13 protein-coding genes are annotated in these 14,108 nt (G+C 64.3%); 9 read left to right on the top strand and 4 right to left on the bottom strand.

The genetic code is table 11. The features are described 5' to 3' along the window. Positions 1–5: 5 nt before the first annotated feature. A complete protein-coding gene (locus tag ACVMDN_RS29795) occupies positions 6–1,346 on the bottom strand; it encodes an LLM class flavin-dependent oxidoreductase (RefSeq protein ID WP_253625501.1) in 1,341 nt (446 codons plus the stop codon). 313 nt (positions 1,347–1,659) lie between these two features. Here ACVMDN_RS29795 and ACVMDN_RS29790 point away from each other — a divergent pair, with 313 nt between their 5' ends. Genes ACVMDN_RS29790 through ACVMDN_RS29775 form a run of 4 tightly spaced genes read left to right on the top strand, consistent with a single transcriptional unit; the run spans position 1,660 to position 5,435 of the window. Next, on the top strand, positions 1,660–3,288 hold the full coding sequence (locus tag ACVMDN_RS29790) for an FAD-dependent oxidoreductase (protein ID WP_310885572.1): 1,629 nt from the start codon (positions 1,660–1,662) through the stop codon (positions 3,286–3,288). Beyond that, the gene (locus tag ACVMDN_RS29785) at positions 3,285–3,605 is read left to right on the top strand and encodes a 4Fe-4S dicluster domain-containing protein (RefSeq protein WP_016840109.1); all 321 of its coding nucleotides are present in this window, start codon (positions 3,285–3,287) and stop codon (positions 3,603–3,605) included. The genes ACVMDN_RS29790 and ACVMDN_RS29785 overlap by 4 nt, the downstream gene beginning before the upstream one ends. A 50-nt stretch (positions 3,606–3,655) precedes the next feature. After that, positions 3,656–4,780, top strand: coding sequence for a methionine ABC transporter ATP-binding protein (locus ACVMDN_RS29780; protein WP_253589213.1), 1,125 nt, complete (start codon positions 3,656–3,658; stop codon positions 4,778–4,780). Next, positions 4,770–5,435, top strand: coding sequence for a methionine ABC transporter permease (locus ACVMDN_RS29775; RefSeq protein WP_141340380.1), 666 nt, complete (start codon positions 4,770–4,772; stop codon positions 5,433–5,435). Before ACVMDN_RS29780 ends, ACVMDN_RS29775 begins: the two co-directional genes overlap by 11 nt. A 13-nt stretch (positions 5,436–5,448) precedes the next feature. Here ACVMDN_RS29775 and ACVMDN_RS29770 read toward each other — a convergent pair whose 3' ends face one another. Further along, positions 5,449–6,456, bottom strand: a complete 1,008-nt coding sequence (locus ACVMDN_RS29770) for an aliphatic sulfonate ABC transporter substrate-binding protein (RefSeq protein WP_456814848.1) — start codon at positions 6,454–6,456, stop codon at positions 5,449–5,451. A gap of 315 nt (positions 6,457–6,771) precedes the next feature. Between ACVMDN_RS29770 and ACVMDN_RS29765 the strand changes: the two genes are divergently transcribed. Next, positions 6,772–7,566: a MetQ/NlpA family ABC transporter substrate-binding protein gene (locus tag ACVMDN_RS29765; RefSeq protein ID WP_057017483.1), complete on the top strand. Its 795-nt coding sequence runs from the start codon at positions 6,772–6,774 to the stop codon at positions 7,564–7,566. A 28-nt stretch (positions 7,567–7,594) separates the two neighbouring features. After that, positions 7,595–8,371: a MetQ/NlpA family ABC transporter substrate-binding protein gene (locus tag ACVMDN_RS29760; protein WP_456835855.1), complete on the top strand. Its 777-nt coding sequence runs from the start codon at positions 7,595–7,597 to the stop codon at positions 8,369–8,371. Positions 8,372–8,412: 41 nt separating this feature from the next. On the opposite strand, the gene ACVMDN_RS29755 is transcribed toward ACVMDN_RS29760, so the two are convergent. Continuing rightward, on the bottom strand, positions 8,413–9,813 hold the full coding sequence (locus ACVMDN_RS29755) for an LLM class flavin-dependent oxidoreductase (protein ID WP_141340382.1): 1,401 nt from the start codon (positions 9,811–9,813) through the stop codon (positions 8,413–8,415). A gap of 30 nt (positions 9,814–9,843) precedes the next feature. Here ACVMDN_RS29755 and ACVMDN_RS29750 point away from each other — a divergent pair, with 30 nt between their 5' ends. The 3 genes from ACVMDN_RS29750 (at position 9,844) to ACVMDN_RS29740 (ending at position 12,387) form a co-directional block, all read left to right on the top strand. After that, a complete protein-coding gene (locus tag ACVMDN_RS29750) occupies positions 9,844–10,101 on the top strand; it encodes a hypothetical protein (protein WP_141340383.1) in 258 nt (85 codons plus the stop codon). A gap of 129 nt (positions 10,102–10,230) precedes the next feature. Beyond that, complete coding sequence (locus ACVMDN_RS29745; protein WP_141340384.1) at positions 10,231–11,556, top strand: O-acetylhomoserine aminocarboxypropyltransferase/cysteine synthase family protein; 1,326 nt, start codon at positions 10,231–10,233, stop codon at positions 11,554–11,556. Positions 11,557–11,589: 33 nt separating this feature from the next. Continuing rightward, complete coding sequence (locus ACVMDN_RS29740) at positions 11,590–12,387, top strand: MetQ/NlpA family ABC transporter substrate-binding protein (RefSeq protein WP_141340385.1); 798 nt, start codon at positions 11,590–11,592, stop codon at positions 12,385–12,387. Positions 12,388–12,481: 94 nt separating this feature from the next. Here ACVMDN_RS29740 and ACVMDN_RS29735 read toward each other — a convergent pair whose 3' ends face one another. Then, a complete protein-coding gene (locus tag ACVMDN_RS29735; RefSeq protein ID WP_141340386.1) occupies positions 12,482–13,870 on the bottom strand; it encodes an FAD/NAD(P)-binding protein in 1,389 nt (462 codons plus the stop codon). Between the last annotated feature and the right edge of the window lie 238 nt (positions 13,871–14,108).

The following is a 14,108-nucleotide window of genomic DNA, read 5'->3' as shown; positions in this document are numbered from 1 at the left end:
CTGCGTCACGCGGTTGCGGCGGCTTCCGTCTGACGCGCAAAGCGGCTGATCGGCCGAGGCAGGCCAAAATGCTCACGCAAGGTGGTGCCGGCGTAATCGGTTCGGAACAGACCGCGGCGCTGCAGGATCGGCACCACGTTGTCGACGAAGACCTCGAGCCCGGTCGGCAGCACGTCCGGCATCAGATTGAATCCGTCGGCCGCGCCGGCCTTGAACCAGGCCTCGATGTCGTTGGCGATCTGCTCGGGCGTGCCGACGATGATGCGGTGTCCGACCCCGCCGCCGAGCGCGCGCAACAACTGCCGGACGGTGAGGTCACCGCGGCGCGCAAGGTTCACCGTGCCCTGGAACATGGTGTGGTTGGCGTTGGCCGGCAGCGGCAGCGGATCGGGTAGTGGCTTGTCGAGCTCAAGGATCGCAGGATCGACCTGCAATGTGCCCGCGAGACGCGCCAGGCTGTACTCGATCGGAACCAGCTCCCACAGCTCATCCTGCCGCCGTCTCGCCTCGGCTTCGGTGCTGCCGATCACTGTGGCAAGGCCCGGCAGGATGACGATGGAGTCGCCGGCGCGGCCGTAGGTCGCGGCGCGGGCGCGCAGATCGCGCGCATAGGCGACACCTTCCTCGATCGTCTGCGCCAGCGTGAACACAGCTTCGGCCTGCGCGGCAGCGAGATCACGGCCGTCGTGCGAGCCACCGGCCTGCACGGTGACCGGGCGGCCCTGCGGCGAACGCGGCACGTTAAGCGGACCGGCCACGGCGTAATGGGCGCCGCGATGCGCGATCGGATGAACCTTCGACGTATCGACAAATCGCGCCGAGGACTTGTCGCCGACAAAGGCGTCGTCCTCCCAACTGTCCCACAGCGCATGGACGACCTCGGCGAACTCCTTGGCGCGCTCGTAGCGGGCCTTGTGCTCCAGCACGTTGCTGAGGCCAAAATTGCGGCTGGCCGACGCGTCGGCAGTGGTCACCGCATTCCAGCCGGCGCGGCCGCCGCTCGCGAGATCCAGGGTCGCGAAGCGGCGCGCGATGTTGTACGGCTCGTTGTAGGTGGTCGAGGCGGTCGCGATCAGCCCGATATGGCTGGTCGCCGCGGCCACCGATGCCAGCACGATCGTCGGTTCCATCGACATGAAGGAGCGGTAGTCGATGCGGTCGGTGATCGCCGGTGTGTCGGCAAGGAAGATCGCATCGAGCTTGCCGCGCTCGGCGATGTCAGCCACGCGCACATAATGGCCGACGTCGAAGCAGGCGCGAGGATCGCTTTCGGGCAGCCGCCACGCCGACGCATAGACGCCGGAGTGCAGCAGATTGACATTGAGATGAAGCTGACGATCGGACATGGCTGCCCCGCATTGAGGTGAGACGACTCACGAAGTATCGCCTGTCAGGCCACATGAAAACGAACGGCCGGCGCGTGCATGCAAAAAGAAATTTCCGTCTCCGCTGCGCGATCTGCGAACAAATCCGGTGTCGATCTTCTGCGATGAGCGGAACATCCCCTCCGCCGCCGCATGAATATTCTGCCACGTGCCGCGGCAGGGGAAGCTTCGTCCAAGTCTGCGCAAATATCTGAAATTGCCAGGGCAGCCTGCGCGCGTAACGATGCTGTTGCGGCGCGTTGCAAGCAATCGGTGCCTCCCGGAGAACTGAACCATGACAGTCCACGAGCGACGCGCCGAACAGCGAACCGCGCCAGGCGGTTCGGTCGAATTCGACGCCGACGTGCTGGTGATCGGCGGCGGACCGGCAGGCACGTGGGCTGCGGTGAGCGCAGCCGAGTGCGGCGCACGCGTCGTGCTCGCCGACAAGGGATTTTGCGGCACGTCGGGTGCCACCGCGGCTGCCGGCACCGGCGTCTGGTATGTCGATCCCAATCCGGCGCTGCGCAAGGCCGCAATGGCCAATCGCGAAAAGATGGGCGGGCACCTGCAGGATCGCCGCTGGATGGCGCGCGTGCTCGACCAGACCTACGAGGACAGCAATCGTCTGGCCGCCTGGGGTTACCCTTACCCGGTCGACGACAGCGGCACATCGCAGCGCAACTCGCTGCAGGGGCCGGAATACATGCGCCTGATGCGCAAGCGCACCAAGCAGGCCGGCGTCACCATTCTCGATCACAGTCCGGCGCTTGAGCTGCTGGTGGATGACGACGGCTCGGTTGCGGGAGCCAGCGGCGTGCGCCGCCAGAAGCACGATCGCTGGATCGTGCGCGCCAAGGCTGTCGTCATGGCGACCGGCGGCTGCGCGTTCCTGAGCAAGACGCTGGGATCGAATGTGCTGACCGGAGACGGCTACCTGATGGCCGCGGAGGTCGGGGCCGAGTTCAGCAGCATGGAATTCTCGAATCCCTATGCGATCTCACCGGCGTTCGGCTCCGTGACCAAGACACTGTTCTACGGCTGGGCGACCTTCAGCTACGAGGACGGCAGCGTCGTTCCCGGTGCGGCATCCAAGGGCGGGCGATCGGCGATTGCGCGCGCGTTGCTTCAGGGGCCGGTTTACGCGCGCCTCGACAAGGCCGACGACGACGTGCAGCGTCACATGCGCGCGTCGCAGCCGAATTTCTTCCTGCCGTTCGATCGCACCGGCATCGATCCCTTCAGGGAGCGTTTTTCCGTCACCTTGCGGCTCGAAGGCACCGTGCGCGGCACCGGCGGCCTGCGCATTGTCGACGACAGCTGCGCCACCAGCGTGCCCGGGCTCTATGCCGCCGGTGATGCAGCGACGCGCGAATTGATCTGCGGCGGCTTCACCGGCGGCGGCAGCCACAACGCCGCCTGGGCGATGTCATCGGGGACCTGGGCCGGATGGGGCGCTGCTGGCTATGCAAGGCAGCTGGGCCCGGCGCGTCAGCGACGACTGGCGTCCGCCGGCACCGTCGCGTTCCGGAGCAATGCGGGTCGCGCGTTTGAGCCCGCCGCGCTGGCAAAGGCGGTCCAGGACGAAGTCTATCCGTATGAGCTGAACTACTTCCGGCACGCCTCGCGTCTTGAAGGCGCCCTCGAGCGGCTGGATGCGGCGTGGGTCGATGCATCATCGGCCGATGCGGCGAGCAAGGACGATCTGCTACGTGCCCGCGAGAGCGCGGCCATGCTGGCGACGTCGCGCTGGATGTACCGCAGCGCGCTGGCGCGGAACGAAAGCCGCGGCATGCATCGCCGCGACGACTATCCCGATCAAGACGACCGCCAACGCCATTACGTGACGAGCGGCGGCTTGGACGAGGTCTGGACCACGGTGCGGCCGCATGCCGAGGCCAGCTATGCAGAGGCCGCGGAATGATCGAGGTGATCGACGCCGAGCGCTGCACGTCCTGCGACATCTGCGTGAATGTCTGCCCCACCAATGTCTTCGACAAGACGGAGGGGATTCCGGTGATCGCCCGTCAGGGCGATTGCCAGACCTGTTTCCTCTGCGAACTGTATTGTCCCGAGGACGCGCTTTACGTGTCGCCTTATGCGGAGGAGCCTCGCCCGACCGACGTGGTCGCGTTGCGGCAGACTGCCGCGTTGGGCAGCTACCGCCGCGCGGTCGGCTGGACCGACGAGACGCGCGATCTCCGCGGCATCGACCGCAGCTATCTGCTCTTTGGTCATTGAGCCCGGGCTGTGCCCGGCGACCGAAGCCATTTCCCAATTGGACCGACTGAATGAATGTACATCAATCCCTGACGACGGCGCAGCATGTTGCGCCGCTGCCGTCCATTCCGCTCGCTTCCAACGCGAGCGGAGCCATGATCCGCTTCGAGGCGGTCTCGAAGGTCTATCCGGCCTATCGCGGCAAGCCGAGCGTGCATGCCTTGCAGGCGATCGACTTCGCGATCCCGCGCGGCTCGATCACCGGCGTGATCGGCCGCTCCGGCGCTGGCAAATCGAGCCTCGTCCGCCTCATCAACGGGCTTGAGAAGCCGTCGAGCGGCCGCGTCGTCGTCGATAACAGCGAGATCTCGGCGCTTGCCGGTCGCGAGCTGCGCCTGGCGCAGCGCTCGATCGGCATGATCTTCCAGCACTTCAACCTGCTGTCGTCGCGGACGGCGGCGGACAATATCGCCTTGCCGCTCGAGATCGCCGGCTGGTCCAGGGCCGACATCGCCGTCCGTGTGGCCGAGCTGCTCGAGCTCGTCGGCATTGCCGACAAATACGATCGTTATCCCTCGGAATTGTCCGGCGGCCAGAAGCAGCGCATCGGCATCGCCCGCGCGCTGGCGACTCGGCCGAATGTGCTGCTGTCCGACGAGGCGACGTCGGCGCTCGATCCGCAGACCACGCGCGCGATTCTGGACCTGCTGGCCAACATCAATCGTGAACTCGGGGTCACGATCGTGTTGATCACCCACGAGATGTCGGTGGTCCGCCAACTCGCCAAGGAAGTCGCGGTGATCGACGGCGGCCAGGTCGTCGAACGCGGCCATGTCGCGGAAATCTTCACGCATCCCCAGCATCCGGTCACGCAGGCGTTCCTTTCCGAGGTGATCGGGGACAGTGTTCCGGTCTCGCTGGCGAGCCGCCTTTCGCCACAGCCGGTTGCCGGCGGGCAGACGGTCCTTCGCGTGCAGGTGCGCGGTACTGAAGCCGGCGACACCGTCGTGGCGCGGCTTTCGCGCGAACTGTCCCATGACGTGGCGCTGCTATCGGCCCGCATCGATGAGATCGGCGGCCAGCACGTGGGCTCGCTAATCCTTGGCATTCCCGGCGGTGAAGCCACGGCCAGGCAGGCCCTGGCCTATCTTTCTCAGCATGACATTCTGGTGGAGCGTCTCGGCTATGTCGCGTGAACTCATCAACCTGATCGTTCAGGCCACGGGCGAGAGCCTTTTCATGGTCTCGGTGGCTGCGCTGGTTGCGACCGCGCTGGGCCTTCCGCTTGGCGTCTTCCTGGCGACCAGCCGGAAAGGGGAGCTGTTCGCCGCGCCGCCAGCCAATGGCGTGCTCGGCGTCATCGTCAATGCGGCCCGCTCGACGCCGTTCATCATCCTGGTGGTTGCGATCATTCCTTTCACGCGGCTGATTGCCGGCACCTCGATCGGATCGGGCGCGGCAATCGTGCCGCTCACCATCGCGGCAACGCCGTTCATTGCCCGTCTGGTCGAGGCGGCGATCCGCGAGGTCGATGCCGGTCTGATCGAGACGGCGTCCTCGTTCGGTGCAAGCCCGTTGCAAATCGTGTTCAAGGTCTTGATCCCGGAGGCGTTGCCGGGCCTGGTGCTGGCCTTGACACTCGCGGTGGTCAGCCTGCTCGGCTACTCCGCAATGGTCGGGGCCGTCGGAGGCGGCGGCCTCGGCGACCTCGGCATTCGCTATGGCTATCAGCGCTTCATGCCCGAAATGATGCTGGCGGTCGTCGTCGTTTTGATCGCGCTGGTTCAGACCGTGCAGACCGCCGGCGACTATCTGGCGCGCCGCGTCAACCGCCGCCTGCGTCATCGCTAAAGGCGCGGTGGCGTCACGATCCCTTCGGTGCCCAGATCTTGACGTCGCCGGTATCGACCTTGCGTGGCAGCAGACCTTCCGCCGTGAAGGTATCGGCGATCTTCTGCTGCTCGGAAAGGCCGGCCGCGGTGACCACGCCGACCTTGTAGGAGCGATGGCTGTTGGCCTCCTCCACCGTGGCGGCGTCGATGCCCCACAGGCCGGCGAGCAGCGCCGCGGCCTCGTTCGGATTGGCTTTGATCCAGGTGCCGGTTTCCACCAACCTGGCAAAGATGACATTCAGTGCATCGGCCCGCTTTTCGGCGATCGCGGCCGAGGCAAGATAGTAACGCTTGTAGTTGGCGAGCCCGCCGCTGCCGTCGGTCAGGACGCGCGCGCTGGACTGGCGTTGCGCGCTGCTGAGGAACGGATCCCAGGCGACCCAGGCGTCGACATTGCCGCTGACGAATGCCGCGCGGCCATCGGCCGGCGTCAGATAGGCCGGCGTGATGTCCTTGAAGGACAGTCCGGCCTTGGCAAGTACCGCTAGCAGCAGGAAGTGGCTGCCCGCGCCCTTGGTGACCGCGACCTTCTTGCCCTTGAGATCGGCCGGCGCTTTGATCGCGGAATCCTTCGGCACCAGGATCGCCTGCGCCGATGGAGAAGCGGCTTCCTCGGCGACGTAAGCGAGCTTGGCGCCGGCGGCCTGGGCGAAGATCGGCACGGTGTCGGCGACGTCGGCTCCGAAATCGATGCTGCCGACATTGATGGCCTCGAGCAGCGGCAGGCCGCTGGTGAACTCGTGCCACGACACGGTGATGCCGAGCGGCGCCAACGCCTTCTCCAGCGCGCCGTTGGTCTTCAGGATAGCGGTCAGCGTCGACGATTTCTGGTAGCCGATCCGGATTTCCTCGGCGGCCGCAGGCCGAACCAGCGAGGTCATCGCAAGCAGCCCGATGGCGGCGACAGCAAGACGGCGCGACATCGCAGTCGCCGATGATGCGGCCTGCGCTTGCGGGATGGGGCGGGCAAAGATGGGCATGGCAAGTTGTCCTTAGCCGGTTCGATCTGTTGCCATTTGTGTGCAATCGGTGCGTCGGAGGCAATCGCGGAGAAGCCGTCCGAACGAGTGCAATTTTCTCTGCGAGCGAAGTCAGCGAGAAAAGTATTTTTGGCCTACGCGTTGCCGCCGGCATCGGCAGATAAGTCGCTCGCTGCGCCAAGATGCCCGGCCGGCTCCATTCTCTTTTCATCGCGGCCACAGCAGCGGCGACTCGTCATCGGGAAAAATTTGGATTCTCATTTCATTGATTTCGTCCCCGGCGCGAGCGATGAGCTTGATAGCGAGTTCAGTTCCATGGAGACCAAGATGTTGCTTCGATCCATTTTCGCTCTTGCAGGCGCTGTTGCGATCTGGTCGACCGCCGCCGCGGCAGAAACGATCAAGATCGGCGTGACACCCGGGCCGCATGCACAAATCCTTGAGGCCGTGAAACCGATCGCGGCGAAGAGCGGGCTCGAGCTTCAGCTTATCGAGTTCTCCGACTATGTCGTTCCGAACGCGGCGCTCGACGCCGGCGACATCCAGGCCAACTCGTTTCAGAACCAGCCTTATCTGGACAACCAGAAAGCCGATCGCGGCTACAAGATCGAGCAGGTGGGACTGACGGTCAATTTTCCGATCGGCGTCTATTCGCGCAAGCACAAGAACTGGGCCGACGTTCCTGACGGAGCCAAGGTCTCAATTCCCAATGATCCGACCAATGGCGGCCGGGCGCTGCTTCTGCTGCGCGACAAGGGCGCAATCAAGCTGAAGAGCGACGTCGGCTTCAAGCCGACCGTTATCGACATCGCCGACAATCCCAAAAACCTGAAATTCGTCGAGGTCGACGCAGCCCAGGCGCCCCGGGCGCTCGACGATGTCGATGCGGCGGTCATCAACACCAACTATGCGACACAGGCCGGTCTCGATCCGGTCAAGGATCCGATCCTGCGCGAGGATCCGAAAGGGCCATACGTCAATCTGATTGCGGTTCGCTCCGCCGACAAGGACAAGCCGTGGGTCAAGATCCTGGTCGACAGCTACCACACGCCCGAGATCAAGGAATTCGTCCAGACCAAGTTCAAGGGCGCGGTGCTGCCCGGCTGGTAGTTGCCGCTCCAATTGCTGAGGGATGATGATGCGTATTCTGATGACGGCGGTTGCCGCGGTAACGCTCCTGGTCGGCACCGCGAGGGCCGAGACGGTCCGCGTTGGCGTCACGACCGGACCACACGCCGAGATCCTCGAAGTCGTCAAGAAGGTGGCTGCGGGCCATGGGTTCGACATCAGGGTGGTCGAATTCACGGACTACGTGATCCCGAACCAGGCGCTCGCGCTCGGGGATCTCGAGGCCAATTCGTTCCAGCACGAACCTTATTTGAAGAACCAGATATCGAAGACCGGCTGGAAGATCGTCAAGGTCGCCAACACGATTGCGTCGCCGCAGGGTGTCTACTCGTTGAAATACAAGAAGCTGGCCGATCTTCCGGATGGCGGGCGGGTGGCGATCGCCAACGATCCTTCCAATGGCGCGCGCGGCCTGATGATCCTTGCGCTGCACGGCGTGATCAAGCTCAAGGACCCCAACAACGTCGCGTCGACCATTGCCGACATCACTGACAATCCGAAGCATCTGCGCTTCGTCGAGCTTGATGCCGCGCAGTTGCCGCGTTCCCTGCAAGATGTCGATCTGGTCTCGATCAACAACAATTATGCGGTTCAGGCCGGGCTCAATCCCGCCACCGATGCAATTGCTCGCGAGGCGGCCGATGGCCCGTGGGTCAACATCGTTGCCGTGCGCGAGGCGGACAAGGACAAGCCCTGGGTCAAGCAGTTGATCGATGCCTACCATTCCGAGGAGGTCAAGGCATTCCTCGAGAAACGCTTCAAGGGCACCTACATCGCAACCTGGTGACGGGCGTTGACCGCCCATCGCCAGGAGGTTTCCAGGCCGATCTATTCGGCGGCTTCGGTGCGCGCTGCCGTCGAGGCGCGGCGGAAGCCGGCGCCGGGATGCGTGGCGTCAAGATAGGGTCCGCGTCCGGGGAACAGCTTCTCGCGGAGCGTGCCTTCGCGATAGGCTGTCTTGTAGACTCCGCGTGACTGCAATTCCGGCACGACGAGGTCGACGAATGACGTCAGTGATTCCGGCGCGACGAGGCGGAACAGGTTGAAGCCGTCGACGTCGGTTTCGTCGGCCCAGGCGATCAGCTCATCGGCCACGTCCTGGGGTGAGCCGACCACGAATGGCGAGCGTGCGCCGATCCGGCTCAGCGTCGCGAGATCACCGACCTTGACCGGCCGCTCGCTCCGCAACGTGAAATTCTCGACCATCGACTGGATCGCGTTGCTCTCGACATATTGTACCGCCTGATCGGGACGATAGTTCGAGAAGTCGATGCCGGTCCAGCCCGAGAGCAGAGCCAGCTGGCCGGCTTGATCGACATACCCTGCGTACTCCTCGAGCAGATCGTTGGCCTCCGCGCGCGTCGGGGCAACGATCACGGTCGCGCCGGCGAACAGGCGGATATCATAGAGATCTCGTCCGAACGCCTTGGCCGCTTCCCTGATCTCGCGTACGGCACGGGCCAGAATGGGCCTGGTCTGGCCGTTGAGGAAGATCGCCTCCGCGTGCCTCGCCGCGAAGGCGCGGCCGCGCTTCGAGGTTCCCGCCTGATACAGCAACGGTGTGCGTTGTGGCGAGGGTTCGGCGAGGTGGATGCCGTCGACCTGGTAATGAAGTCCCTGGTGCCGCACATTGTGGATCCTTGCCGGATCCGTGAACACGCGCGCTGTCCGGTCACGGCGAACGGCGCCGTCCTCCCAGCTGCCTTCCCATAGCTTATAGCTCGCAATGAGAAACTCCTCGGCCGCCTCGTAGCGTTCATCATGCGCGCGGTTGGCCTCAAGGCCCATTCCGCGGGCGCCGCTGTCGAGATAGCCGGTGACGATGTTCCAGCCGATCCGCCCGCGAGTGAGATGATCGAGCGTCGAGAAGCGGCGGGCGAACTGGTAGGGATGCTCGTAGGTGAGGTTGGATGTGATGCCGAAGCCGAGATGCTTCGTTGCGTAAGCCATGGCGGAGACGAGCAGGGTCGGCTCGGCGTTCGGCAATTGAACGGCGTGACGCAGCGCAGTGTCAGGACTGCTGCCGTAGACGTCATAGATACCAAAGACGTCGGCGAGGAAGATGCCGTCGAGCAGGCCGTGTTCGGCGGTTCTGGCGTAGTCGACCCAATAGTCGAGCGAGTTGTAGTTGAGTGAAGTGTCGCGCGGATGCGACCAGAGACCGGCCCAGTTGTGGCTCGGCGCCATCATGTTGAACGCGTTGAAGCGAAGTTCCTTTGGTCTGGTCATTGCGCAATTTCGCTAATTGAGGACTGAGAGGTGATTTATCACGTCAGCTGCGCGGTTTTATTTTCTATATGGAAAGACAGGATCAAGATCGTGCTTTGTCTTCGATCCGGCGCAGCAGAGATTCGTTTGTTCGACGTCGTCGTGCTGTTCGAAATGACGGTATGCACGACATTGCGTACTGATTTGCAGGCGCGATCGGCAGATGACTCATCAGCTCCACTGAGCCGTTCAAACCGGCGGAGCAGTGAAACAAATGTTACGCGACAGGCGCCGCGGCTGAAAAATTAGCGACGCCATCAGACGCGCCGCCAGCACGCTCATCGCTATTTTCTCCGATGTCTCGACAGTCGCGGACGCTGCTGCGCATCATTCTTTGCCTTTTGATGCTGGGTCCACGGATTTCAGGAGAATTTCGAGATGCCGATCGAAACCAAGAATGTCGAGACGCTCGCCTTGCATGGCGGATCGTACCGGTCTGACCCGGCGACCGGCGCCGTCGCCGTTCCGATCTACCAAACGACGTCCTTTCAATTCGAGAATACCGATCACGCATCGCGGCTGTTCGCCCTGGAGGCGATCGGACAGATCTACACCAGGATCAAGAATCCGACGGCTGACGCGTTCGAGGAGCGCCTGGCCGCGCTGGAAGGCGGCGTTGGCGCGCTGGCCGTGGCGTCGGGCCAGTCGGCGACGGCCTACGCGATCTTCAACATCGCGCAAGCCGGCGACAATATCGTCTCATCGACCGATCTGTACGGCGGCACCTGGACGCTGCTGTCGCAGACGCTGAAGCAGTTCGGCATCGAGGTTCGCTTCGTCGATCCGGCCGATCCGGAAAACTTCCGCCGGGCGACCGATGCGAAGACCCGGGCCTATTTCGCCGAGACGCTGCCGAACCCCAAGCTCAACGTCTTCCCGATCAGGGAAGTCGCGGATATCGGCCGTTCGCTCGGCGTGCCGCTGATTCTCGACAACACCGCCGTCCCGCTCATTGCGCGCCCGTTCGAGCACGGCGCAGCGATCGTCGTCTATTCCGCGACAAAGTATATCGGCGGCCACGGCACGTCGATTGGCGGAGCGATCATCGACGGCGGCAATTTCGACTGGGCGGCGCACGCCGAGCGCTTCCCGCTGCTGACGCAGCCGGACGATGCCTATCACGGCGCGATCTGGACCGAGGCAGCCAAGCCGCTGGGTCCGATCGCCTACATCCTGCGCGCGCGCGTGAAGCTGCTGCGCGATCTCGGTGCCGCGGTCGCTCCCCAGAACGCATTTCAGTTCATCCAGGGACTCGAGACCTTGCCCCTGCGGCTGCGTCAGCACAACGAGAACGCGATCAAGGTCGCGAATTTCCTGGCACGACATCCCGCCGTTTCGCACGTGATCTTCCCCGGACTGCAGAGCGGGGAGGACCGGCGCCGCGCCGATCTCTATCTGAAGGGCGGCTATGGCGGGCTGGTCGGCTTCGAGCTGAAGGGGGGCGTCGAGACCGGCCGTCGTTTCATCGATGCGCTGAAACTGTTCTATCACGTCGCCAATATCGGCGATGCGCGCTCGCTGGCGATCCACCCGGCGTCGACCACCCATCAGCAGCTGAGCGCCGCGGAACAGCTCGCGGCAGGCGTGACGCCCGGCTACATCAGGCTTTCGGTCGGCATCGAACATCCCGACGACATCCTCGCCGACCTCACCCAGGCATTGGCCGAGGCTGAGGCGGGAAGCAGCGGCCGCAAGGCGGCCTGATCGATCCCTGAAGACGGAGTTGAAACCGAGACCATGAAGACATTGTTGCGCCTGGCGCAGGCGGCTGGCGTGCTGCTTGCCATGACTGCGGCCGCCGTTGCGGACGAACCTCTCAAGATCGCGACCAGCGCCGGCCCGGTCGGTCAGCTGGCTGGCTTTGCCGCCAAGCTCGCCAGGGATAAGGGGCAGGACGTCAAGATCGTCGAGCTGTCGGACTGGGTCGCGTTGAACGAGGCGGTGAACAGCGGCGACGTCGACGCCAACCTGTTCCAGCACGCCACCTATCTCGCGATCCAGAACAAGCAGCGCGGCTTCGACCTGGTCCAGGTCGACAAGGTCGGCGTGATCGCGCCCGTCGGGCTGTTCTCGAAGAAGATCAAGTCGCTCGAGGAGATCAAGTCCGGCGACAGCGTTGCGATCCCGAACGAGCCGCTCAACGGCGCGCGTGGCTTGATCCTGCTCGAACGCGCCGGACTGATCAAGCTGGCGCCGGGCAAGGGTTTTTCGGTCAATCGGTTTGATATCATCGAAAATCCCAAGAACCTGAAGATCGTCGAGCTCGATCCGGCGCAGACCTACCGGTCGCTCGATGACGTCACGCTTGCGCTCGTCAACATCACCTATCTGATTCCGGCCGGCGGTGATCCAAAATCGGCGCTGGTGATCGACCGCACGGTCGATGACGGTCTCGTGCTGCGCTTTACCGCGCGGCCGGACAAGAAGGACGATCCGCGCCTGAAGGCCTTCATCCAGGTCTTCAATTCACCCGAGGTCAAGCACTTCATCGAGGAGAAGCTGCCGGCGTTCATTCCGGCCGGCTTCGGCAGCTAGAGCTTTCCCGAGCGAAGTGGACGCCGGTTCGCGGCAGGAAAGCGCGTCAAAACTGGAATCTGGAGCTCCGTTCCGATTCCATCGGAACGGGGTTCTAGACGCGCGCGAGGGATGCAAGTCGCCGCCCCTCGTCGGAGTGAACCAGCAGAGCGGCAAGCTCGGCGCATTGGTTGCGGATGTCGGGAATTGCGCTGATTTCCCAGAACGCGGCGCGCGTGAGCGGGCCGACGGCATACAGGCGGCGCGATGGGACGCCGTCGTGACCGATGATCGCGCAATTGCGATCGGTTTCGATGCCGATGCGGAGCGGATCGACGCGCGCCAGGCCAAGCTCGAGCAGGCTGCGCACCGCGGGATTGGCGGTTGCGCGCGGATCCTTGACAATGCCGGTGCAGTCGACGATGGCGCCGACATGCATGCGACGGAGCCTGCTCTCGCCGCGCCGCCGGTAACTGACGATCGCGCCTGTCCGGTCGGGCTCGGCCGAGATCAGCTTTGCGGCCATCGGGGTGAGCCGGCCTCCATAGATCGCTTCAGTGATCCGGACCTCCACTTGCGGCGCCATCCGATGCCGATGCACGTCCCACCAGGCGCGTGCGTGCTCGAGGAACCGGCGCTTGGACGAAAGCGGGAGCTCACGCCACAGTCGCTGGGTATGGGGGCGAAGCCCATCGATCACGCTGCGCCAATCGCCGCCCGCTGCGATGTGCCGGTCGATGCGGCCGCGAAGCCAGCGAAGCAGGCTGCCGATTCCGGAGCCGAAGGGGACCTCCGCCTCCTCGATGTGCACGGCGTCGACCCGGCGGTGCGGTTTCGCGAGAAGGCCTCGGCGCGACATCGCAACGATCGGCCCGCGATGTCCGTCGCGCAGCAACGACAGCACGTAATCGACCATCGTCAGGCCCGTGCCGAGGATCAGGACGGTCGCGTCGTCGGCGATCGCAGCGGCAGACGGTGCTGCCCAGGGATCGGCATGTCCCGGACTGTTCGCGCGTGGATCGTGTCCGGTTGCGAGAACGACGATGTCGCCGACCAGCTGCCGGCCGTCGTCGAGGCTGGCGGTGACGTCGCCTCGCCGTTCGCGGATCGCGATGCATCTGCCGTGCACGATCGACAGGCGTTGGATGTTGGCCTGATCGGACGCCTGTTGCTCGAGCAGACTGGCAATGTAGTCACCAAAGATGCGCCGCGGCACGAAGCAATAGGGATCAGGGCAGAGCGGCGCGTCCGCCCCGCGCGAGATCAGCCAGTGCCAGAAATGGTCCGGCTGGTCGGGCAGCGCACTCATATTCGCGACCCGTACATTGAGCAGATGATCCGGATTGCCGGTATGATAGGCGATGCCGCGCCCGATGTCGGGACGCTGCTCGATCAGGCTGACACGGACATCGTCCGTCGGTTGACGCAGTAGCTGGTGCGCCAGCAGGACGCCGCTTGCACCGCCGCCGACGATGATGACGTGACGCGCTCGAGGAGCTGTCATGCTATCGCTCTGTGCGTGATCCTGCCGCACGACATGTGCGGCGTGGGCAGACTGACGTCGGCGTGGCGATGGATCACATCTGCTGCGGTCTCGACTGGGCATGCGTCGCGCCAACGAGCGATCAGCCGTGAGGACCAAACAGAAAGAGTTCGTGCATGTCCTTGCCGTCGGGGTTGGCGGCGCGGGCCAGCCGCCGCTGCCATCTCTTCAGCCGACGGGCCGCGCGACGAAGGACGTG

The sequence above is a fragment of the Bradyrhizobium sp. USDA 4510 genome (genome assembly GCF_054059095.1).
This window is presented reverse-complemented; position numbering and strand designations above follow the sequence as displayed.

Bases quoted from the DNA above. Each gene is read 5' to 3' on its own strand.
- ACVMDN_RS29795 (WP_253625501.1), bottom strand. From the start codon at position 1,346: ATGTCCGATCGTCAGCTTCATCTCAATGTCAATCTGCTGCACTCCGGC.
- ACVMDN_RS29790 (WP_310885572.1), top strand. From the start codon at position 1,660: ATGACAGTCCACGAGCGACGCGCCGAACAGCGAACCGCGCCAGGCGGT.
- ACVMDN_RS29785 (WP_016840109.1), top strand. From the start codon at position 3,285: ATGATCGAGGTGATCGACGCCGAGCGCTGCACGTCCTGCGACATCTGC.
- ACVMDN_RS29780 (WP_253589213.1), top strand. From the start codon at position 3,656: ATGAATGTACATCAATCCCTGACGACGGCGCAGCATGTTGCGCCGCTG.
- ACVMDN_RS29775 (WP_141340380.1), top strand. From the start codon at position 4,770: ATGTCGCGTGAACTCATCAACCTGATCGTTCAGGCCACGGGCGAGAGC.
- ACVMDN_RS29770 (WP_456814848.1), bottom strand. From the start codon at position 6,456: ATGCCCATCTTTGCCCGCCCCATCCCGCAAGCGCAGGCCGCATCATCG.
- ACVMDN_RS29765 (WP_057017483.1), top strand. From the start codon at position 6,772: ATGGAGACCAAGATGTTGCTTCGATCCATTTTCGCTCTTGCAGGCGCT.
- ACVMDN_RS29760 (WP_456835855.1), top strand. From the start codon at position 7,595: ATGCGTATTCTGATGACGGCGGTTGCCGCGGTAACGCTCCTGGTCGGC.
- ACVMDN_RS29755 (WP_141340382.1), bottom strand. From the start codon at position 9,813: ATGACCAGACCAAAGGAACTTCGCTTCAACGCGTTCAACATGATGGCG.
- ACVMDN_RS29745 (WP_141340384.1), top strand. From the start codon at position 10,231: ATGCCGATCGAAACCAAGAATGTCGAGACGCTCGCCTTGCATGGCGGA.
- ACVMDN_RS29740 (WP_141340385.1), top strand. From the start codon at position 11,590: ATGAAGACATTGTTGCGCCTGGCGCAGGCGGCTGGCGTGCTGCTTGCC.
- ACVMDN_RS29735 (WP_141340386.1), bottom strand. From the start codon at position 13,870: ATGACAGCTCCTCGAGCGCGTCACGTCATCATCGTCGGCGGCGGTGCA.